Origin of the sequence: Microbacterium sp. SD291 (assembly GCF_017355365.1) — a bacterium.
In the GTDB taxonomy this organism is placed as follows: Bacteria; Actinomycetota; Actinomycetes; order Actinomycetales; family Microbacteriaceae; genus Microbacterium.
In genome coordinates, this window is sequence record NZ_JADIJR010000015.1 from 1 (window position 1) to 21,866 (window position 21,866).

9 protein-coding genes are annotated in these 21,866 nt (G+C 69.5%); all 9 read right to left on the reverse strand.

Annotation, left to right across the window (positions count from 1 at the left end; all coding sequences use genetic code 11):
* The coding region (locus IPV10_RS10030) for an RDD family protein (RefSeq protein ID WP_207483342.1) at positions 1–904 on the reverse strand (904 nt) is incomplete at its 3' end.
* Positions 901–3,306 carry a transglutaminase domain-containing protein gene (locus tag IPV10_RS10035; RefSeq protein WP_207483344.1) on the reverse strand — a complete coding sequence of 802 codons (2,406 nt, stop codon included), beginning with the start codon at positions 3,304–3,306 and terminating at the stop codon, positions 901–903. The genes IPV10_RS10030 and IPV10_RS10035, both read right to left, overlap by 4 nt.
* Positions 3,303–4,565: a DUF58 domain-containing protein gene (locus IPV10_RS10040; RefSeq protein ID WP_207483346.1), complete on the reverse strand. Its 1,263-nt coding sequence runs from the start codon at positions 4,563–4,565 to the stop codon at positions 3,303–3,305. The genes IPV10_RS10035 and IPV10_RS10040 overlap by 4 nt, the downstream gene beginning before the upstream one ends.
* A complete protein-coding gene (locus IPV10_RS10045; protein ID WP_207483348.1) occupies positions 4,565–5,536 on the reverse strand; it encodes a MoxR family ATPase in 972 nt (323 codons plus the stop codon). Before IPV10_RS10045 ends, IPV10_RS10040 begins: the two co-directional genes overlap by 1 nt.
* Before the next feature lie 46 nt (positions 5,537–5,582).
* Positions 5,583–11,681: an Ig-like domain-containing protein gene (locus IPV10_RS10050; protein WP_242684844.1), complete on the reverse strand. Its 6,099-nt coding sequence runs from the start codon at positions 11,679–11,681 to the stop codon at positions 5,583–5,585.
* Positions 11,682–11,808: 127 nt separating this feature from the next.
* Complete coding sequence (locus IPV10_RS10055) at positions 11,809–17,847, reverse strand: Ig-like domain-containing protein (RefSeq protein ID WP_242684845.1); 6,039 nt, start codon at positions 17,845–17,847, stop codon at positions 11,809–11,811.
* A 151-nt stretch (positions 17,848–17,998) separates the two neighbouring features.
* Positions 17,999–18,568, reverse strand: a complete 570-nt coding sequence (locus IPV10_RS10060; RefSeq protein ID WP_207483351.1) for a DNA-3-methyladenine glycosylase I — start codon at positions 18,566–18,568, stop codon at positions 17,999–18,001.
* Between the two features lie 29 nt (positions 18,569–18,597).
* Positions 18,598–19,644 carry an NAD(P)-dependent alcohol dehydrogenase gene (locus IPV10_RS10065; protein ID WP_207483353.1) on the reverse strand — a complete coding sequence of 349 codons (1,047 nt, stop codon included), beginning with the start codon at positions 19,642–19,644 and terminating at the stop codon, positions 18,598–18,600.
* Between the two features lie 31 nt (positions 19,645–19,675).
* Positions 19,676–21,757, reverse strand: a complete 2,082-nt coding sequence (locus IPV10_RS10070; protein WP_374192231.1) for an acyl-CoA dehydrogenase — start codon at positions 21,755–21,757, stop codon at positions 19,676–19,678.
* Between the last annotated feature and the right edge of the window lie 109 nt (positions 21,758–21,866).

Genomic DNA, 21,866 nt, shown 5'->3' on the forward strand with positions numbered 1-21,866 from the left:
GGTCCAGCGGGCTCGGATCCGAGGCCTGGCCCGGGTCCGGCACCTGGCTCGGAACAGGGGCAGGAGCCGGGGCTGGTTCGCGCCGCGGAGGGGCGTCCTGCGTGATGCCGGGAACGTAGGCGATCAGCGAACCGGCATCCGCCACCGGCGCTGCGGGGGAGACTGGCGCCGCGGGGCGCGCGGCCTCCGCGGGGAAGCTCGGTGAGCCCGTCGGGAAGGCGGGCGGCAGCGGGGTCTGCGACGCCCCGGCCGGCGCGGCGAACGAACCGGGAGCCGAGGATGGCGCGGGCAGGCCCGGCACCACAGGGAAGGCCGGAGCGGAGGGGAAGGCGGGCGCAGCCGGGAACGCCGGGGCGGCCTGGTTCGCCGGTGCCACCGGGAAGCCGGGCAGCACGGGCGGCGTCGGCTGCGCAGCGGGTGCCGCCGACGCGGCAGCGGGAGCGGACGCACCGGCGGCGCGAGCATCCAGCATCACCGACTTCGCGACCTTGTCGTGCCATCCCTGGAACCTGCCGGAGCCGTCGAACAGCGGCGTGAAGTACCCGACGACGAACCCGGCTGCGAGGCCGAAGACGATGTTGCGCAGGAGCGCTCGTCCGAAGCCGAGCGGTCCCCCGCTGGACTCCGACACGAGCCGGAGACCCTGCGCGCGCATGCCGATCGAGCCTCTGCCCGCCTGCATCATCGTGTAGACCACGTACCAGCCGAGCAGCAGCAGCCCCACGACGGGGCCGCCGATCGCGACGGTGGAGAGCATCGTCTGCGGATCACCGCCGGCATAGGCTGCGGCCACGAGGCCGCCGGCCAGCAGGACGGCGATCCCGTTCGCGATCAGGGCGTCGATCAGATAGGCGACCGCGCGCCGGGAGACCGGCGCGATGTGGTCGAACGCGAGCTGCGTCATGGGTTCTCGCTCTCGGGTGCAGAGGACGTCATCGTACTGTTCTCACTTCTGATCGTGCCAGGTTCACGACCCACGCGCGCCGCGGCGGCGTCCTTGAGGCTCTGCAGTCCGGCGGAGACGGCGGTGCCGCCCATCAGCGACCGCAGACTCAGCCGCGCCTTCGCGCGCTTCCAGAAGCCGGCTTCCTTGCTGAGGCCGCCGACGATGCCGTCGACCTCGGTCCAGAACGCGTCGACGTCCTCGGCGGTCGGCTCGCTCGGTCCGAACACGCCCGAGTCGGCGCGGTCGGCTAGCGCGGTGACCTGCGGGATGCTGAGCGACGTCGCGACCGTCGCGGCCTCCTCCGACCTGGTGCCTCCCGGCGCGAGTCGCGCTCCGTAGTCGACGGCGCGGTCGGTGAGCTCGTCCCATCCGCCGCTGATGCGGTCCGCGGTGCGGGCGGCGCTGCGCCGGGTGCGGCGCCTGGCCGCCTTCCACGCGCCGATCACGATGAACGGAGACGCGAGCAGAGCCAGGATGCCGAGCGAGATGCCGCCGATCGCGAGGATCGTGCCGATGATGCCGAGGATGTTGAGGTTCTCCTCCTCGCCCTTGCGGTCGTCGGGGAGGGTCGGCGGAAGGTCGACCGGCTCCTGCGGCGGGGGCGGCGGCTGCAGCACCTGCGGCTTCGGATCGACCTTGGGCTTGGTGTTCTGGTCGTTCGGGACCTTGTCCTCTGGCGGCGTCGGGTTGAACGTCAGCCAGCCGATGCCGTCGAAGTTCACCTCGACCCAGGCGTGCACGTTGTCGCCGGTCGCCGCGAACTCGGGGTCGCCGGCCTGCTCCTCGTCAGGGTAGAAGCCCATCACGACACGGGCGGGGATCCCGACCTCACGAGCGAGCAGCGCCATCGCGACGGCGTACTGCTCGTCGTCGCCGATCATCTGGTCGCCGCCGATGAGCGTCGAGATGCGCTCGGCGGTGTGACCGGCGCGGGAGAGGACCTCCCCCTCGAGCCCGTGGCTGAAGAAGCCGCCATCCGCCAGGAAGGTCTCCAGCGCCCGCACCTGCTCGATCGGCGACTCCGCACCGGCCACGGTCTCGGACGCGAGAGTGGTGAGCTCCTCCGGCACGTTGCTCTGCGTGGGCAGCGGCACCTTGCCGAACTCGACTTCGGCGAGCTGCTCGTCGTCGAGGTCTGCGGGGATCACCGTATCCACGGTGTAGGTGTCGCCGCTCTTCAGCTTCGCGGTCACGACCGCGGTGCCGGTCTCGGCGTTGTAGAAGCCCGAGCGGCGCAGCTCCTCGGCACGGTCGCCGGTGAACTCGATCGCGGAGACCGCACCGGCATCCGGGACCCACACTCCGCTGTACTCGTCGATCTCGACCTTGAGGGTGACCGGGATCCCCTCGGCATCCGGCGACATGTTCGACCGCAGCGGGCCGAACGCGCTCGACGAACCAGGCCCGCCGTCGGTGACGTTGTAGACCATGCCGTCGTATTGATCCATCACGGCCGTGCGCACGCGCGCGCCCTTGGGCAGGCCCTGCATGGTGAACAGGGTGTCGTCGGCCTCGTCGCGGACGTTCTTGCGGAACGCCTGCAGCGGGCTCGGGTAGTCGCGGACGTCGAACGGCGGGATGATGACGTCGCGGAACACATGGCGCGGCTGCAGAGGAGCCGCGATCGCGCTCGAGACGACACCGGCGCCTCCGGCGACGGCGAGCACGGCGACTCCGGCGAGCAGCCTGCGCATCCGCATGTGCGCTGCCCGCGACGGGTCGACCTCGCCCACCGAGATCGCCGCGTTCTGCGGAGCCCAGAGCTGTCGCAGCGCCAGCCAGGCGATGCTGAAGACCGCGAACGCGATGCCCTGGATGACGGGGAACGCGGGCTCGGGCGTGCCGAGAGCGATCACCAGGATGAGCATGAAACCGGCGGGCAGCAGCGCCCACGCGACGTGCGGCAGCCGCAGCCCGAATGAGGCGGTGAGCACGCTGATCACGAGCGACAGCAGGAACGGCACGATGAGGTGGCCGTCGGCCGCGGAGACCGGAGCGACGGTCGTGAGCAGCTGCTTCCAGGAGGTGACCGTGCCGAGCGCGAGACCCTGCAGGGTCTCCAACGTCGGGACGACGCCGGCGATCGTCGTGTGCGCAAGGGCGAGCGCGCCGCCGAAGACGAAGTACGCGGCGACCGTCAGGCCGGTGACGATCAGGATGCCCCAGCGGCGCCAGGCCGAGACTGCGGCGATCGCGAGGCCGATGACGAGTCCGCCGACAGCGGCGGGCAGGTATGCGGGACCGGCGAAGGTCGGCCAGAAGCCGGCGATCGCGACCAGCACGAGGGATGCCGCGATGCCGAGGTCGAGGATCCAGCGGCGCAGCGGCAAGGGCGTGCGTTCTGCGGGGAGCGAGGTCATGCGAGCACCTTCTGCAGTGCGAGGGGGATCTGCTCGAGCGCCCCGATGGTCACCACGTCGGCATCGCCGATGCGACGGAGGGCCGGCGCGGTCACGCTGCGGTCGGCGACGACGGCGAGGACGCGGGCGCCGAAGGGCAGGCGCGAGCAGGCGAGACGGAGGTCGTCGCCGCGGACCTTCGATCCGCAGACGAGGACGACGACGCTCGCGAGGGGCATCGTCCGGGAGAGGACTCCGGCGAGATGGTCGATGCCGCCGTCTCGGGGCTTCGAGTTCTCCACCGCGGCGAGCGAGTCCAGGAGCTGCTTGCCGGTGCCGGCCGCGAGCTCCCGCCCCTGCACGCGCACGTCGACCCGCTGGGAGTCGCTGATCGCGCGCAGGCCGATGGAGCCGGCGGCCGAGATCGCGAGCTCGAAGTCGTCGTCGGTGGCGTAGTCGCCGGAGGAGGTCGACAGGCCGATCACGAAGTGGGACCGGCGGGTCTCCTCGTACTGGCGGACCATCATCGTGCCGGTGCGTGCCGTCGAGCGCCAGTGCACGTGGCGGAGATCGTCGCCCGGCTGGTACTCGAGCAGCGCATGGAAGGACACGTCGTCACGCGACAGGTCGGCAGCGGGAAGGCCCTCGAGGTCGCGGAGGAAGCCGAGCGACTGCCCTTCGAACAGCACGGTGCGCGGATGCACGTACAGGTCGACCGGGTCGTCACGGCGATGCGCCCTCTCGAACAGCCCGAGCGGGTCGCCGCGGACGACGCTCACGGGACCGACCTGCACCACACCGCGCTTCTGCGTGGGGATGGCGAAGAGCTCCTCCGCCTCCTCCCCGGGAGCGAGGCGCTGGATCCCGAACTCGCCGCGACCGGAGCCGACGGGAAGCACGACGCGAGAGGGCAGGATCGCCCTGCTCCCCCTGTTCGCGAGCGTCAGGGCGCCGACGGCGCGCTCGCCCACGACGACGCGGGTGCGGGCGAGGTCGAGTGCGACGTCGTAGGCCGTGCGTCCGATCAGGAACAGCGCGCAGATCACCACGGTGAGCGCGATGACGACCGCCGCGACGGTGAACTCCGCCCATCCGGCGATCTGCCCGAGGATCCAGAAGCCGACGGCGAGCGCCATCAGCACCCACGCCAGCGGACGGATCGCCGCGGTGATCATCCGGAGGCGCGCCAGCACGCGCGCACCGATGACCGCCGCGATGTCGCGCCAGCCGGCGTCGCGATCGATCGGCGCGGTCGGCGCCTGGAGGGCCTCCGTCGTCATCAGGCCGCCGTTCGCGCCTGCGGCGCCGCCACGGCGTCGAGCACCCGGGCGATCACGGTGTCGCTCGACGTGCCGGCGAACTCCGCCTCGGCGTCCAGCAGCAGACGGTGCTGCCACACGGGACGGGCGAGCGTCTTGATGTCGTCGGGCAGCACGAAGTGCCGGCCGTGCGCCGCGGCCCAGATCTTGGCCATGCGGATCATCGCGATCGCCCCTCGGACCGAGACGCCCAGGCGGATCGCCGCGTCCTCGCGGGTCGCCTCGGCGAGCTCCGCGACGTAGCGGAGCACGGCAGACTCGACGTGCACCGACGCGCCGAGGTCGGCCATGTCGGCGACGGCGCCGGTGGTGATGACCGCGGAGAGCCCGGCGGACGGGTTGCGATCGGATGCTCCCGCGAGGATGCTCTCGGTGATGGCGAGGTCGGGGTAGCCGATCGATGTCTTGATGAGGAAGCGGTCGAGCTGCGCCTCGGGGAGCTTGTACGTTCCCGCCTGCTCGATCGGGTTCTGCGTCGCGATGACGAGGAACGGGCGGCCGGCCTCGTGCGTGACGCCGTCGACCGTGACGCGCGACTCCTCCATCACCTCGAGCAGAGCGGACTGCGTCTTCGGCGAGGCGCGGTTGATCTCGTCGGCGAGCACGATGGACGCGAAGATCGGTCCCTTGTGGAACTCGAACCGGTGCGACTGCTGGTCGTAGATCGTCACGCCGGTGACGTCGGAGGGCAGCAGGTCGGGCGTGAACTGGATGCGCGCACTGGTGCCCTGCACTGTGGCGGCGAGCGCCTTCGCGAGGCTGGTCTTGCCGGTGCCCGGCGCGTCCTCCAGCAGCACGTGTCCTTCGGCGAGCATCGCCGCCAGGACCAGGCTGACGATCTCGCGCTTGCCCTGGACGGCCTTGTCGATGTTGTCGACGAGGCGCTGGAAGGTGCCCTGGAACCAGGCGGCCTGTTCGGGGGTCATGCTCATGAGGTTGTCGCTTCCTGTTCTGTTCCGATCTGAGGAGGAGTCCGCATCACTGCCACGTCCTCCGTTCATATTCAACGCCGTTGATGACGACCGCGGCATCGTACGCCCCGCCCCAGCGATGTCCGTGATAGCAGCCGAGGCGCTGGGATGCCTTTCCGTCCCCGCCGATCGTCACCGAATACGGCCCGCCCCACACGCCACGGTCGCCCGTGGCGTTCTCGTAGTCCACGCACTGCACGGAGTAGGTCCCGGCTGGGAAGTTCTCTGCATTCAAGTAGTACCAGGAGCAGCTGCCGTCGCTGCAGTTCGGCTGACCGTTGGCATCCCCGGATGACGTCACCCACGCCTTGGGCGGCGGTCTGGGGCCGGAGTACGCCTCGACGACCGGACTCGTGATCTGCTGCCCGGCGGAATCGGTGACCCTGACCTGGATCCAGTGGCGCTCCGAGTAGGCGTTGCCCCGCGTGTAGCTTCCGCTGAGGGCCTGAGCCGTGAATCCTCCGCCGTCGATCTCGATCTCGACCCTGGTGATCGAGCGTCCGTTCGCCGAGGGAGACGCGTCCCACGACAGCGTGACGCTGGTCGGGTTCTGGGTGGCTCCCACCCGGGGCTGCCTCAGGGGTCCGTAAGGGTTCCCCGTCACGCCGCTGGAAGCGGCTCCGGGGTACTGGGTCCCGTCCACGGTCGCGAGAGCGCGCACCGTGACGGTGTAGTTCTGGCCGTTGTTCAGGCCACCGATCCTGTTGCCGGACGGCAGGTTCGCCCAGCTGCCCCCGCCGTTGAGCGAGTACTGGTAGACGGTCTCGCCTGTCGAGGCGCCGTTGCGCGAACCGGGTGTGTAGGAGACCTCGAGCGCCTGGTCGAGCTCGCGCACCGAAACGCCGGTGGGAGCGCCGGGCCGGTTCACCCCACGGCGCGGAGCCGAAGGATCGCTCCAGCCGCCCCACCCCGCTTTGTTGTGCGCCTGGATCCGGTAGGTGTACGGAGTCTCCGACGTCGGCACCGTGACGGCCTGGGAGGTGGCGGTCGCGCCGGGCGTGATGGTGCGCACGAGCTGCGAGCCGTTGTACACCTCCAGCTTGTAGCTGTCGATAGCGTCGCCGTTGTTGGCAGGCGGCTGCCAGTTCACCTGCATCTGCGCCTGCTCGCCGACGCCCTGGATCTCCTGTGTGGTCGGCGCAGCGGGCTGCACCGGCGGGCCGGCGGGGATCTCGGATGCCGACCAGTTGCTCCAGCTCGAGGCCTCCGGCGCCTGGTTGTGCGCCTGGATCTTCACCTGGTAGTTCGAGCCGTTCTCCAGCCCCTCCCAGACCATCGAGTTGCCGGTGGCGGTCTTCTGCGTGATCCCGGACGGCGGGGCCGGGGAGATCTCCAGCGTGTAGCTCTCCACGGGAGAACCGGGAGTGGTCGGCGTCTCCCACGCGATCGCGAGCGACCTGTCGCCGAACTTCAGCGTCGGCGGGTTCGGCGTGTCGGGCCTGGCATCCGGACGAGCCTCTTCGGAGACCGCGGAAGGCTCTCCCTCGCCGACCCGGTTGGTCGCCGTCACCTGGAACGTGTACTTCACGTTGTTCGTGAGACCTTCGAGGGTGCAGGTGGTCGACTCGCACTCCTTGGAGTACGCACTCCCCTGCACCGACTTCACGGTGTACTTCGTGATCTCGGCGCCGTTGTTCGACGGCGCGGAGTAGGAGAGCACCACGGTGCGGTCCTGCACACTCGTGACCGTGGGGACGCCAGGGGCGTCCGGCACGCCCTGCACGGTGACGACGATCTGGCCGTTCGCCTCACGTTCGGCATCCTTCGTGGCGTCCTGGATGCGATAGCGAACCACCAGCACGCCGACGAAGTCGGCTGCAGGGGTGACCACGACCTCGTCGCCGTCGACCGTCGCGCCTCCAGAGCCGGACTCCGTGGAGGCGGTGAGCAGCTTGAGCGGTGTCTCGGGGAACGGGTTGAAGTCGTTCGCCAGCACCGGGACCGAGATGCTCTCGCCCTGATCCGCCTGCGCGACGGTGTCGGTGTTGGCGGCGGGCAGCGATCGTGTCGACGCGCCGACCCGCACCAGGACCGTGCCACCTATCGGCTCCGTCACGCCGTCGGTGATGCGCAGCGTGAGCGAGGCGACGGTGCCCTTCTTCACGTCGGACGATGCCTCGACGCGAAGCTCGTCGCCGTCGACCTTCGCGGTGATGCCGTCGCCGTCCCCGTCGACGAGCGTGTAGTCGTGTTTGCCCTCGTCATCGGGATCCGGGTCCGTGGTGAGTGCCGCGAGGTCCAGCGTCATCGGCTTCTCGCCAGGGGCGACATCCATCTGGGCGCCGACGAACATCGGCTGCTGGTTGGCCGGCGGGAGCACTTCGATCGGGATGGTGAGTGTGGCCTTGCGCCCTTCGGGATCGTCCGGTCCGTCGCCGTCGGTGACCTCGAACGTGATCGCGTCCTGACCGAAGTACCCGGCCGCCGAGGTGTACACCAGGGTCTTCTCGTCCTTGACGAGATCAGAGCCGTCGGCATTGAGGGCGCCGACCTTCGCGTGCTCCGTGATCCGTGCCGTGCCCCCGCCCGCGACGGTGACGTACTCCGACAGCGGCAGCTCCTTCGTCTCGCCGCTGACGACTTCGACCGGCTTGGTCGAGTCGAGGGAGGGACGCAGTCCCGATTCAGCGGGGACGAAGATGAACGCCGACGCCGCGAGTCCGTCCTGATCCGTGAGGGTGTAGCGGATCAGCTGCAGCTCGTCGGTGACCGTGACGCGGACCCGGCCGTTCTCGAGCAGTGTGGCGCCGCGCCCGAGCTCCAGGTCGAGACGGTCGGTCGTTCCGTCGGGATCCTCGTCGTTCTCGAGAATCTCGATGTCGGCGCTCAGGCTGTCGTCTCCGAGGTCCTCCGGTCGCACGCGGTCGTCGCGGGCGATCGGGGCCTGCAGGGGGACCTCGTCATCGACGGTGACCTGCAGCACCGCGGAGGCCGTCGCCCCGCGGGCGTCTCTGATCGTGTACTGCAGCGACGTCTCGAGTGACTTCTCCGGCGCCTGTACCAGCACACGGTCGCCGGACACGCGCGCTTCCACGCCCTGATCGGTCGGCACTTCGAGTCCGTCCTCGACCAGCACGATCTCGTCACCCTCCGGGTCGGAGTCGTTCGCGAGGACAGGAACCGCGATCTCACGGCCCGGTCGGACGACGACGGCATCCTTCACCGCATAGGGCTTCTGGTTGATCTGCTCAGCCGGCGCGATGCCGACCCGGATGGTGGCGATGCCCTCCTTGCCGAGCCGGTCGCGCACCCGGTACTTGAAGACGTCGACGCCCGTGGACCCTTCCAGGGCCTCGTACGTGAAGTAGTTCTGCCCCGTCTCGTTGATCCGGCCCTTCGACGGGTTGGAGGCGATGTCCAGGAGCTCTACGGAATCGCCGTCTGCGTCGATGCCGTCCAGCGGCACCGCGATGCTCACCTCGGAGCCGGCGAGGGCGCGTGCCACGAGGTCCCGCGGCCGCGGCGCCGCGTTGGTCTCCTCGTCGACGGGGAGGATCTGGATCGTCACATAGTCGGCGGCCTTCTGCTGACGAGAGTCGACCGCCTCATACGTGAGGTAGACGGTCTTCGCCTCGGCACCGGCCATGAAGCGCACAGTGTCCTGAGAGACGAACGCCTCGCCGTCCTCCGGCTCGACCAGCGGCTCGATCAGCTCAGGGGAGACGTGCAGCACGTCGTCGTTCGGATGCGTGTCGTTGTCGAGCACGGGAATCGTGACGACGTCACCCGCGCGCACGGTGACCGTGTCCGGGTTGGTCAGCGGCTGCAGGAACTCCGCCGGGGCGGGGATCGGGATGACGACGACCTCGCCCTCGGCCGAGTCGGCGCCGTTCGAGATGCGGTACTTGATCCGCGCCTGGTCCTTCAGCGCGCCCTGGTCGGTGATGCGGAGGGTCTCGTGGTTGATCACCGAGACCGAGATCCCGGAGTTCTCCTCGATCGACACCGACTGCACGACGAGGATCCCGCCTGCGGGGTCCATGTCGTTGGCGAGCACGCCGATCAGCGCGTCCCCTCCGGTGGGGAGCAGCGCGACATCGCGCACGGCGATCGGCGGCAGTTCCGCCTCACTGGGCTCGAGCACGTCGATCCGGACGATGCCGTCACCGTTCTCGGGGCCGGCGGTGGCGAGATACAGCACATAGTAGGTGCCGGGCACCTGCGCCGTGAAGCTGAAGGTCTTGTTGCTGAAGTCCGGCAGCACTGTCGCTCCCAGCACCTCGTTCACGCGGCCGAGACGCAGCGGCTCGCGACCGGAGCTGGTGTCGTTCGCGAGCGGCGCGACGGTCACCTGCTCCCCGACGCGGGTGACCACATGGTCGGCGTTCGTCTTCGGCTTGGTCGAGCCCTTCGGGCGCACGTCGAGCGAGATCGTCGCGGTCGTGGTCTCGCCGAAGCCGTCGGCGACCGTGACCTGCACGTCCTTCCGGCCCTGCAGGCTCGCCGTGGCCTTGTAGGTGATCTGCCCGTCGGTGCTGAAGTCGACCTCGTCACCCGGTGCGGGGATGACGTCCTTGAGGTAGATGTCGTCGCCGTCCGGGTCGATCCAGTCCGGAAGGATGTTGTACGAGATCGTGCCGCCGGTCTCGACGGTCAGGCTCGTCTTCCGCTTCGGGGCCGGGGCGCCGTGCGTGTCCAAGTCGTGCACGGAGAGCGTGACGACCGCGGTGTCCTTGCCCTTGCGGCCGTCGTCGGCCTCATACGTGAAGGTCGTCGAGCCCGACGCCTTCTCGTCTACCGAGATCTGCAGGGCTCCGCCGTTCTGAACCGGCTGGACGTCTCCGATGTCCGGCTGCCCGTCGGCGAGGGACGCGACGAGGACGTCGCCGTCAGGGTCGTTGTCGTTGTCCAGCACCGGCAGGAGGACGGATGCTCCTGGGCGGACGCCGAACGTGTCATCCTCGGCGATCGGGACGGTGTTCTGCTCCTTGCGCTCGGGGAGCGTCGTCTCCACCGTCTCCTCTGTCGTGTCCTCCTGGTTGTCGGTCTCCCCTTCGGGCGGGGTGAGGTCGTTCCAGTTGTCGACGCGCTGCAGGCTCTCGTTGGCCATCCATGCGGCACCGCCGACGGCGTCGTTCAGGATGATCACGTCGCGGTTCACGCGGAACGTGAGGGAGGTGGAGTCCTCCGCCCCTTCGATCCGCTCGTTCAGGTCGTGAGCTTCACCGGCGCATTCGCGGATGAAGGTCGCCGAGCCGGCCCAGGCGCCGTACGTGCACCCGCGCAGCGATACGGGGGCGGCTGGGACGCCGTCGCTCCCCGCCGCCGTCTCGACGGGTTCGCCGCCATCCAGCGGCACGCTGAGCAGCGCGGTCTTCGTCGCGATCGCGACGGCGGTCGCGTCGCCGGAGGCCTGCTGCAGCACGGCATCCGCCGCACCGGCGATCTCGGTGCGGAATCCGCCTGGCGTGGTCACGACGCCCGCCGCGACATCGAGAACGATCGGAATGCGGCCCACTGCGGTGATGCGCGGGGCCGCGGAGTCATCGATGTCGCCGACGGATGCCGTGGACGGCTCGAGCGGCTCTCCCTCGTTGTCGACCGGCACCGTGACGATCTCGCCGCGTTCCGCCGACAGGCCGAAGACGGTTCCGTCGTGCGCGACGGCCACATCGGCGTTCGCGCCCAGCTCGACGGTCGGCTCGGCCGATTCGATCTCGAAGGAGGCCAGCCCGCGGACCGGCACGACCCAGAGGTCGCCTGACTTCTGGTCGAGGACCGCCGCGGTGGCGTCGCCGAGGGCGACCTTCGCTGACGCGGGGATCGTCGCGGAATCGCCGAGTGAAACTCGGGCGGGGTCGATCGCGGTGACCGTCGATCCGGTCCTGTCGACGACGACGACGTTCTTCTCGTCCTGGAGGATGTCGTAGTTCTCGCCCGTGGTGCGCAGGCCGCCGTCGAGAACCGTGGACTCGTGGTTGAAGTGCCCGACCAGGAGACTCGATGTCTTCGTGATCCAGACGCCGCCGTCGTTCAGGTCGACCTTGGTCGTCGGGAGACCCTCATATGTGAACGCCATCGTGGTCAGCGCGACGACGCCGATCGTGACACCTGCGGCCGAGGCCAGGCTCTTCGGCCGCGCGCGCATCCACGACAACGCCTTCATACCCGGTCCCCCCAGGGTTCACACTTCATGACTTTCGACCGGATCCGCCGAGGCGGTGCGGCGCACCGGACAATCCTAACCGCGGTGCCTGCGCGGCTTCGATGGGGAGGGCTCCCCATCGAAGCCGTCAGTACCAGGTCATCGGATCAGCGGCACCCCAGCCGACGATCTGCACCCAGACCTTGGTTCCCGGGTACCCGTGGTAGCAGTTGGCCCTGGCCTGCCCGTTCGCGGGAACCCAGGTCGTGCTGCCGCCACCCCAGCTGCTGTTGCTGTCGTGGCACACGAGCGAGTAGTTGCCCGCCGGGAAGTTCTCGACGCTCACCGCCATGTACGCGCACGAGGCACTGTCACAGTTGCTCCAGCTGCCGGACGCGCCCTTCACCGTCCTCGCGGTCGGTGCCGGCGGATTGTTCGTGGTGGCGGATGCCGAGGCGACCGGCGTCCAGGCGCCCGTCGAGTCCTTCGCCCGCACCTGGATGCTGTGCGTCTGGCTGTATCCGTTGCCGGGCGTCCGGGAGCCGGTCTGCGCGACGTCCTGCCAGCCGTTGCCGTTCACGTTGATCTGCGTCAGAACGATCGGGCGGCCGTTGTCCGACCCCCGCGAATCCCAGGTGAGCTCGACGCTCGTGCCGAGGTTCCGGGCGGTCGCCCTGGGCGCGAACGGCGCACCGTACGGGGTCTCGGCGACCACGTTCGATGCACCGCTCGCGTAGGTCGACCCGTCCACGGTGGCCACTGCGCGCATCTCCACCCGGTACGGCGTGCCGTTGACCAGGCCGCGCACGACCTGATCCGCCGGGAGCACCCCCCAGCCGCCGCCGTTGAGGCGGTACTGGTACGAGACCTCGCCGGCACGTGCGCCGTTTCGGTTTCCCGGCGTGTAGGCGACCGTGATCGCACGGTCGTGTGGCGTCACCGAGTTGATCGTGGGCGGCGAGGGCGCGATCACACCGCGGCGCGGGGCCGACGGGGCGCTGAGCTCTCCCCAGCCGGCCTTGTTGTGCGCCTGGATCCGGTACGTGTACGCGGCTTCCGACGTCGGCACGACGACGGTGAAGCTGGTCGCGCCGGCGCCGGGCGTGTGCGTGCCGACGAGGGCCCCGCCCTCGTACACCTCGAGCCGGTAGCTGTCGATCGCGTCGCCATTGCTGTTCGGCGGGATCCAGTTGACCCGCATCTGGGCCTGGTTCCCGACGGGAGCGAGCTCCTCCGTGGTCGGTGCGCCGGGCGTCAGCGGGGGCCCTGCCGGCACCTCGGATGTCGACCAGTTGCTCCAGCTCGACGGCTCCGGCGCCCGGTTGTGCGCCTGGATCTTGACCTGGTAGTTGCCGCCGTTCTCGAGGCCCTCCCAGACCAGCGAGTTGCCCGTGGCCGTCTTCTGGGTGATCCCGGACGGCGGGGCGGGAGAGATCTCGAGGGTGTAGCTCTCGACCGGAGAGCCCGGCGTGGTCGGGGTGACCCAGCTGACGTTCAGCGACCTGTCGCCGAAGGTCAGGGTCGGCGGGTTGGGGGTGTCGGGGCGCACGTCCGGCCGCCCGACGCCCGAGGTCCCGGAGGGCTTCGATTCGCCCACGCGGTTGGTCGCGGTCACCTGGAAGGTGTACTCGACGTTGTTCGTTAGTCCGTCGAGGGTGCAGGTCGTCGACGCGCACTCCTTGGTGTACGGCGTTCCCTGCACCGAGCGCACGGTGTACTTCGTGATCTCGGCGCCGTTGTTCGAGGGAGCGCCGTACGAGACGACGACGGTGCGATCCTGCTCGCTGGTCACTACCGGAGCGCTCGGCGCCTCCGGCACGCCCTGCACGGTGACGACGATCTGGCCGTTGGCCTCACGGTCGACGTCCTCCGTCGCATCCTGGATCCGGTAGCCGACCACCATGGTGCCGACGAACGTGTCACTCGGGGTGACGACGACCTCATCGCCGTTCATCACCGCCGTGCCGCTGCCGGTCTCCACGTTGGCTGCGACGAGTTCGAGCGGTGTCTCCGGGAACGGGTTGAAGTCGTTCGCGAGGACCGGCACGGTGATGCTCTTGCCCTGATCCGCCTCCGAGATCGTGTCGGTGTTCGCGGCGGGAAGAGCACGGTTGGAAGCCGTGACGAGCACACGCACCGTGCCCTCGATCGGCTCGGTCTCACCGTCGGTGATGCGGAGGGTCAGGGTCACGGCTGTGCCCTTCTTGGCGTTGGAGGACGCCTCGACCGACAGCCTGCTGCCGTCGACGCGCGCGGTGATGCCCTTCTCCTCGCCGCTGACGAGCGTGTACCTGTGGTCGCCCTTGTCCTCCGGGTCGGGATCGGTCGTGAGCGCCGCGAGGTCGAGCGTGGTGGCATCCTCACCCGGGGCGACGTTGACCTCGCCGCGGACGAACGTCGGCTGCTGGTTCTCGGGCGGCAGCACGCTGATCGGGATGGTCAGCGTGGCCTTCCGGCCCTCGGGGTCGTCAGGCCCCGTGCCGTCCGTGACCTCGAAGGTGATCGCGTCCTGACCGAAGTACCCCTCCGCGGAGGTGTAGACGAGGGTCTTGCCGTCCTTGACCAGATCAGCGCCGTCGGAGTGCACCGCGCTGACCTTGGCGTGCTCGGTGATCACGACGTCTCCGCCACCGGCGACCGTCACGTACTCGGAGAGGGCGAGCTCCTTGGTCTCGCCGCTGACGACCTCGACGGGCTTCGTCGAGTCCAGCGTCGGGCGCAGTCCCTCCTGTGCGGGAACGAAGATGAAGGCGGATGCCGAGAGCCCGTCCTGGTCGGTGAGGGTGTAGCGGATCAGCTGCTGCTCCTCGCCCACCGTGACCCGGACCTTGCCGTTCTCCAGCATCGTGCCGCCTTCGGCGACCTCGACGTCGAGAGCGTCGGTGGTGCCGTCCGGATCCTCGTCGTTCGTGAGGATCTCGATGTCCGCCGAGAGCGTCTCGTCCTTCAGATCGGCCGGTCGCAGGCGGTCGTCCCGCGCGACCGGAGCCTGCAGCGGGACGTCCTCGTCCACGGTGATCTGCAGCACCGCTGACGCGCTGGCGCCGCGGGCATCGCCGATCGTGTACTGCAGCGAGGTCTCGACCGCCGACTCGGGCGCCTGGACCAGCACGCGATCCCCGGAGACGCGAGCGGAGAGCCCCTCGATCTCGGGGACCTCGAGCCCCTCCTTCACCAGCGCGATCTTGTCGCCCTCGGGGTCCGAGTCGTTGGCGAGCACCGGCACCGCGATCTCGCGGCCGGGCCTCACGACCACGGCGTCCTTCACGGCATACGGCGCCTGGTTCACCTGCTCGGCGGGGGCGATGCCGACACGGATCGTCGCGATGCCCTCCTTGCCGAGCCGGTCGCGCACCCGGTACTTGAAGGTGTCCACGCCGGCAGAGCCCTCGAACGCCTCGTAGACGAAGTAGTTCTGCGCGGTCTCGTTGATCCGGCCCTTCGACGGGTTGGAGGTGATGTCCAAGAGTTCGACCGAGTCGCCGTCGGCGTCGATGCCGTCCAGCGGCACCGCGATGTTGACCTCGGTGCCGGCCAGGGTCCGCGCCACGAGGTCGCGCGGACGCGGTGCGGCGTTCCTCTCCTCGTCGACCGGGAGGATCTGGATGGTGACGTAGCCCGCGGCCTTCTGCTGACGGGAATCGACCGCGTCGTACGTGAGATAGACGGTCTTCGCCTCGGCGCCGGCCTTGAACCGCACCGTGTCCTGTGACACGAACGCCTCGCCGTCCTCCGGCTCCACGGTCTCGACGAGCTCCGGCGCGACATGGAGCGCATCGTCGTTCGGGTGGGTGTCGTTGTCGAGCACGGGGATCGTCACGACGTCACCCGCGCGCACGTACACCGTGTCGGGATTCGCGACGGGCTGGAGGATCTTCTCCGGCGGATCGATCGGGATGACGATGACCTCGCCCTCCGCAGAATCCTTCCCGTTCGAGACGCGATACGTGATCCTGACCTGCTCGTCGAGCGCGCCCTGATCCGTGATGCGCAGGGTCTCGTGATTGATCACGGACACCGAGACGCCGCTGCTCGGCTCGAGCGAGACGGACTGCACGACGAGGATCCCGCCGGCGGGGTCGGCGTCGTTCGCGAGCACTCCGACGAGGGCGTCCCCTCCAGAGGGGAGGAGCGCGACATCGCGGACCGCGACCGGAGGCATGTCCGTCTCGCTGGCCTCGAGCACGTCGATGCGGACGAGCCCCTCACCGTTCTGCGGTCCTGCGGTCGCGAGATAGAGCACGTAATAGACCCCAGGCGCCGGAGCCGAGAAGGTGAAGCTCTTGTTGGGGAAGTCCGGCAGGACCGTCGCACCGAGGACCTCGTCGACACGACCCAGTCGCAGCGGCTCGCGCCCGGAGCTGGTGTCGTTCGCGAGGGGCGACACCGAGATCTGCTCTCCCACGCGCGTGACCACGTGGTCGGCGTTCGTCTTGGGCTTCGTGGTGCCCTGCGGGCGCACGTCCAGCGAGATCGTGGCCGTCCCGACCTCGCCGAACGCGTCGGCCACGGTCACCTCCACGTCCTTGCGGCCCTGCAGGCTCGCCGTGGCCTTGTAGGTCAGCTGACCGTCGGTGCTGAAGTCGACCTCGTCGCCCGGTGCCGCCACCACGCTCTTCAGGTAGACGTCGTCGCCGTCGGGGTCGGTCCAGTCCGGGAGGATGTTGTACGAGATCGTGCCGCCGCTCTCGACGGTGAGGCTCGTCTTCCGCTTGGGCTTCGGTGCGCCGTTGACATCCCAGTCGTGAACCGAGAGCGTCACCGCCGCGGTGTCCTTGCCGCCGCGGCCGTCATCGGCCTCGTAGGTGAACGTGGTCGAGCCGGACGCCTTCTCGTCCACGGCGATCTGCAGCGAGCCGCCGTTGTAGACCTGCTGCACGATGCCGATCGACGGCTGCTGCTCGGCGAGGGTGGCGACGAGGACGTCGCCGTCCGGATCGTTGTCGTTGTCGAGCACCGGGATCAGCGTGGACGCACCGGGGCGCACGCCGAAGGTGTCGTCCTCGGCGATCGGCGGCGTGTTGACCTCGCTGCGTTCCGGAAGAGTGGTCTCGACCGTCTCCTCGGTGTTCTCCTCCGCGTCCTCCGACTCGCCCTCCGGCGGGATCAGGTCCTCCCAGTTGTCGACGCGCTGCAGGGTGTCGTCGGCCATCCAGGCGGCACCGCCGACGGCGTCGTTGAGGATGATCACGTCGCGGTTCACGCGGAAGGTGAGGCGAGTGGAGTCCTCAGCGCCCTCGATCGTCTCGTTCACGTCGTGCGCGTCGCCCGCGCACTCGCGGATGAAGGTGGCGGAACCCGCCCAGGCGCCGTAGGCGCAGCCGCGCAGCGACACCGGCGCCGCCGGCGTGCCCTCGCCGCGCGCCGCGGTCTCGGTCGGCTCCGCGCCGTCGAGCGGGACCCGCAGCAGCGCGGTCTTGGTGGCGATCGTGACGCTCTCGGAGTCGGCGGATGACTGCTGCAGCACGGCATCCGCCGCGCCGCCGATCTCGGTGCGGAACCCGCCGGGCGTCGTCACGACGCCCGCTGCCGTGTCGAGCACGACCGGAGTGCGGCCGACCACGGTGATCTGAGGGGTCTCCCCCTCGATCTCGCCGACCGATGCCGTGGACGGCTCGAGCGCCTGTCCTTCGTTGTCCACCGGAACGGTGACGACCTCGCCCCGCTCCGAGGAGACGCCGAAGACCGTGCCGTCCTGGGCGACGGCTACATCGGCGTTCGCACCGAGCTCGGCGACCGGCTCGGCGGCCTCGATCTCGAACCCGGCGATGCCCTTGACCGGGACGACCCACAGCTCTCCCGACTTCTGGTCGAGGATCGCCGCGGTCTCGTTGCCCAGCGCCACCTTCGCGGCACCAGGGATGGGCGAGGAATCGGCGAGAGCGACGCGCGCAGGGTCGACCGCGGTGATCGTGGAGCCGCTCTCGTCGACCACGACGATGTTCGACTTGTCCTGGAGGATGTCGTAGTCCTCGCTCGCCGTGCGCAGCCCGCCGTCGAGAACCGTGGACTCGTGGTTGAAGTGCCCGACGAGCAGGCTCGAGGCCTTGGTGATCCAGACGCCGCCGTCGTTCAGGTCGACCTTCGTGGTCGGGAGTCCCTCATATGTGAACGCCATCGTGGTCAGCGCGACGACGCCAACGGTGACGCTCGCAGCGGAGGCCAGAGTCTTCGGTCGCTTGCGCATCCACGACAACGCCTTCATTCCCGGTTCCCCCAAGGATCATGCACTCACTGGTTCTCAGGCGCGACGCACCTGACGGCGACACGACGCACCGGGCAATCCTAACCGGAGGTCCTGACGCCCACGATGGGGAGTACTTCCCATCCGGAGTGCGTCAGGCCCGCCAGCATCCCTCGACGTGGTCGTCGACCATGCCGGCCGACTGCATCAGCGCGTACATCGTGGTGGGGCCGACGAAGCGGAATCCGCGGCGGCGCAGCTCCTTGCTCATCGCGGTGGACTCGGGCGTGACGGCAGGCACCTCCGCCATGGATGCGGGGCGGATGCCGGAGGCTGCGGGAGCGAACGACCACATCAGCTCGTCGAGCTCGCCGTCGGCCAGGGTCCGCACGATCCGGGCGTTGCCGATCGTGGCCTCGATCTTCGCGCGATTGCGGATGATGCCGGCATCCGCCATCAGGCGCTCGATATCGGGCTCGCCGAACTCGGCGACCGTCTCGGGGTCGAACCCGGCGAACACCTCGCGGAACCGCGGCCGCTTGCGCAGGATCGTGATCCAGGAGAGGCCCGCCTGGAAGCCCTCCAGCGCCATCTTCTCGAACAGGGCGCGGTCGCCGTGCAGCGGCGTGCCCCACTCCTCGTCGTGGTAGCGGCGGTACTCGACGTCGTCGCCGACCCAGGCGCAGCGGCCGTGCGCGTCGGGCCCGACGATCAGAGAGGTCATGCGTCCGACGCTATCGTGAGGCTCCGACGTCAGGCGGCGATCGTGGAGGCGTCGATCACGAACCGGTAGCGGACGTCCGAGGCGAGCACGCGCTCGTAGGCGTCGTTGATCGCGGATGCCGGGATCACCTCGATCTCGGAGACGATGCCGTGCTCGGCGCAGAAGTCGAGCATCTCCTGCGTCTCGCGGATGCCGCCGATGTTCGAGCCGGCGAGCGTCTTGTTGCCGCCGATCAGCGACCCGATGTTCAGCGAGAGCGGCTCGCCGGGGGCGCCGACGCACACCATCGCGCCGCCCACGTCGAGAAGGCCGAGGTAGGCCCGCAGGTCGACGACGGCGCTGACGGTGTTGAGGATGACGTCGAAGGAGCCGCGCAGCTCCTTGAACGTGGCGGGGTCGCCGGTCGCACGGTAGTGGTCGGCGCCGAGGCGGAGGCCGTCGTCCTTCTTGCTGAGGGTCTGCGACAGCACGGTGACCTCCGCGCCGAGCGCGTGCGCGAACTGCACTCCCATGTGGCCGAGCCCGCCGAGGCCGACGACGGCGACGCGGGTGCCGGGGCCGACGTTCCAGCGGCGCAGCGGCGAGAACGTGGTGATGCCGGCGCAGAGCAGCGGAGCCGCGGAATCGAGCGGGATCGCATCGGGGATGCGGACCACGAAGGACTCCGTCACCACGACCTGCTGGGAGTAGCCGCCCTGCGTGACCGTGCCGTCACGGTCGGTGCTGCCGTAGGTGAACACGACGCCATCGGCGCAGAACTGCTCCTCGCCTCTGCGGCAGCTCGCGCACTCGCCGCACGAGTCCACCAGGCAGCCGACGCCGACCCGGTCGCCGACCGCGTGCCGCGTGACCTCGCCGCCGACCGCCGCGACGACGCCCGCGATCTCGTGCCCCGGGGCGAGCGGATACTGCTGCGGGCCCCAGTCGCCGCGGACGGTGTGGATGTCGGAGTGGCAGATGCCCGCGAACGCGATGTCGATGAGGATGTCGCGCGGGCCGATCTCGCGGCGCTCGATCAGCGTCTTCTCCAGCGGGGCGGCTTCACTCGGGGCGGCATAGGCGTGTACGCGGGTCATATCGCCGAGCCTACCCAGCGGCGGTGAGAGGTCAGCGCTTCTTCTTCTCCTTCACGGGCGCCTGGCCGGATGCCGCGAGGTCGGCGTAGTACGCGCGGGCCTCATTCTGGCGCTCGGCCTCGGCGCCGGAGGCGATGGGTGCGCGCACGTGCTCGGGCTCGTAGCCGAACGCGTTCACCAGCTCGAGCGCGTGCGGGCGCAGCCGTGCGCACAGGCGGTCGATGTAGCTCGAGACCGCGGCAGCGCGCTGCATGGACAGGCGGCCGTTGATCAGGTGCCAGGCGAGGTGCTTCTCGATGAGCTGCAGGCCGAAGAGGTCGCGCAGCCACGTGAGCACCTTCCTCGTCTCGGCATCCTCGATCTGGTGCACCGCGTCGGTGAACGCCTCCCACTGCAGCAGCTCGCCGTGTGCACGCGCGGCCTCGATGAGCTCGGCCTGGTTCTCGTTGAACAGGCGGGCGCCGAGCGCCTTGTCCTTTGCGCCTGGGCGCAGGCGCCCGGCGATGTCGGCGATCATCTGCTGCACCCGGTCGGAGAGCAGCTCGTGCTGCTGATCCTCGCGCAGGCCCTTCTCCACGGAACGGGCGGTGGAGCCGAGGTCGGTGACGGCCTGCCCGAACTGCCGGAGCCCTGCTCCGTGGAACACCTTGCCCGCGGTCTGCTCGACGGCGAAGCGCGCGAGCGCCGCAGCATCCTTGCCCTTGAACTGCCCGGCGTAGTCGGTCAGCAGGCGCTTGCCGACCAGCTGCAGCAGCACGTTGTTGTCGCCCTCGAAGGTGACGTAGATGTCGAGGTCCTGGCGGAGCCCGACCAGGCGGTTCTCGAACATGAACCCGGCGCCGCCGCAGGCCTCGCGGGCCTCCTGCAGCGTGTCCAGCGCGTGCCAGGTCGACAGCGGCTTGAGCGCTGCGGCGAGGGTCTCGAGGTCCTCGCGGTCCTCGGGGGTGTCGGTGCGGCCGGAGAAGACGCCGTCGAACTTCTGCAGGAACTCATCGTGCGCGAAGATCTGCGCGTACGTCGTCGCCAGGCGCGGCAGCAGGCGCCGCTGGTGCTTGCCGTAGTCGAGCAGCACGACCTCCTGCCCGTCCGCGCCGTCGAACTGACGGCGCTGGGTGGCGTAGGTGATCGCGATGTGCAGCCCCAGGGCGGATGCCCAGGACGCGGCGCCGTCGAGCGACACCCGGCCCTGCACCAGGGTGCCGAGCATCGTGAAGAAGCGGCGGCCGGGGCTGTCGATCGTGCTCGTGTATGTGCCGTCCGCGGCGACGTCGCCGTAGCGGTTGAGCAGGTTGGTGCGCGGGATGCGCACGTGGTCGAAGTGCAGACGGCCGTTGTCGATGCCGTTCAGGCCGCCCTTGAGCGTGTCGTCCTCACGGCTGATGCCGGGGAGGTCGACGCCGTCTTCGCCGCGCAGCGGCACGTAGAAGCAGTGCACCCCGTGGTTCACGCCGTTCGTGATGAGCTGGGCGAACACGGTGGCGGCGATCCCGTGCAGCGCGGCGTTGCCGAGGAACTCCTTCCACGCCGCGCGGAACGGCGTGTTGATGACGAACTCCTCGGTCTCCGGGTCGTACGTCGCGGTGGTGCCGATCGCGGCGACGTCGGATCCGTGCCCCATCTCGGTCATCGCGAACGCGCCGGGGATCGAGAGGTCCATGACTCCTGGGAGCCACTTCTCGTGGTGCTCGGCGGTGCCCAGCTGCAGGATCGCCGAACCGAACAGCCCCCACTGCACGCCCGACTTGATCTGCAGGCTGGGGTCGGCGGCGACGAGCTCCTCGAAGCCGGCGATGTTGGCGCCGTTGTTCTCCTCTCCGCCGAACTGCTTCGGGAAGGCGCGGTGCACCGTGCGGTTCTCGACCAGCAGGTGCAGCTGGCTGAGCACGCGCTCGCGGTGCTCGTCCATGCCGAGTTCGTCCTTGCGCCAGAACGCGGGGTCCTTGATCATCTCGCGCGCCTGACGGCGGGTCTCACCCCACGTGCCCATCAGGAGCTCGTTGACGCGCGCGACATCGATCTGCGGGTTCGCGTCAGTGCTGTTCGCGTCAGCGCTGTTCGCGTCAGCGCTGTTCGCGTCGGTGTGTGTCGTCGAAGGGCGGACGGCGGCGACCATGAGCATTCCTCTCGAGGAGAAGTAGGGATGCTGTCATGGTAGGTCTGCCACAAGCTTGGAGGAAACCACCTGTGCGGTTCCTCCAAGCGCCTCGGGTTTCGATCCCCAC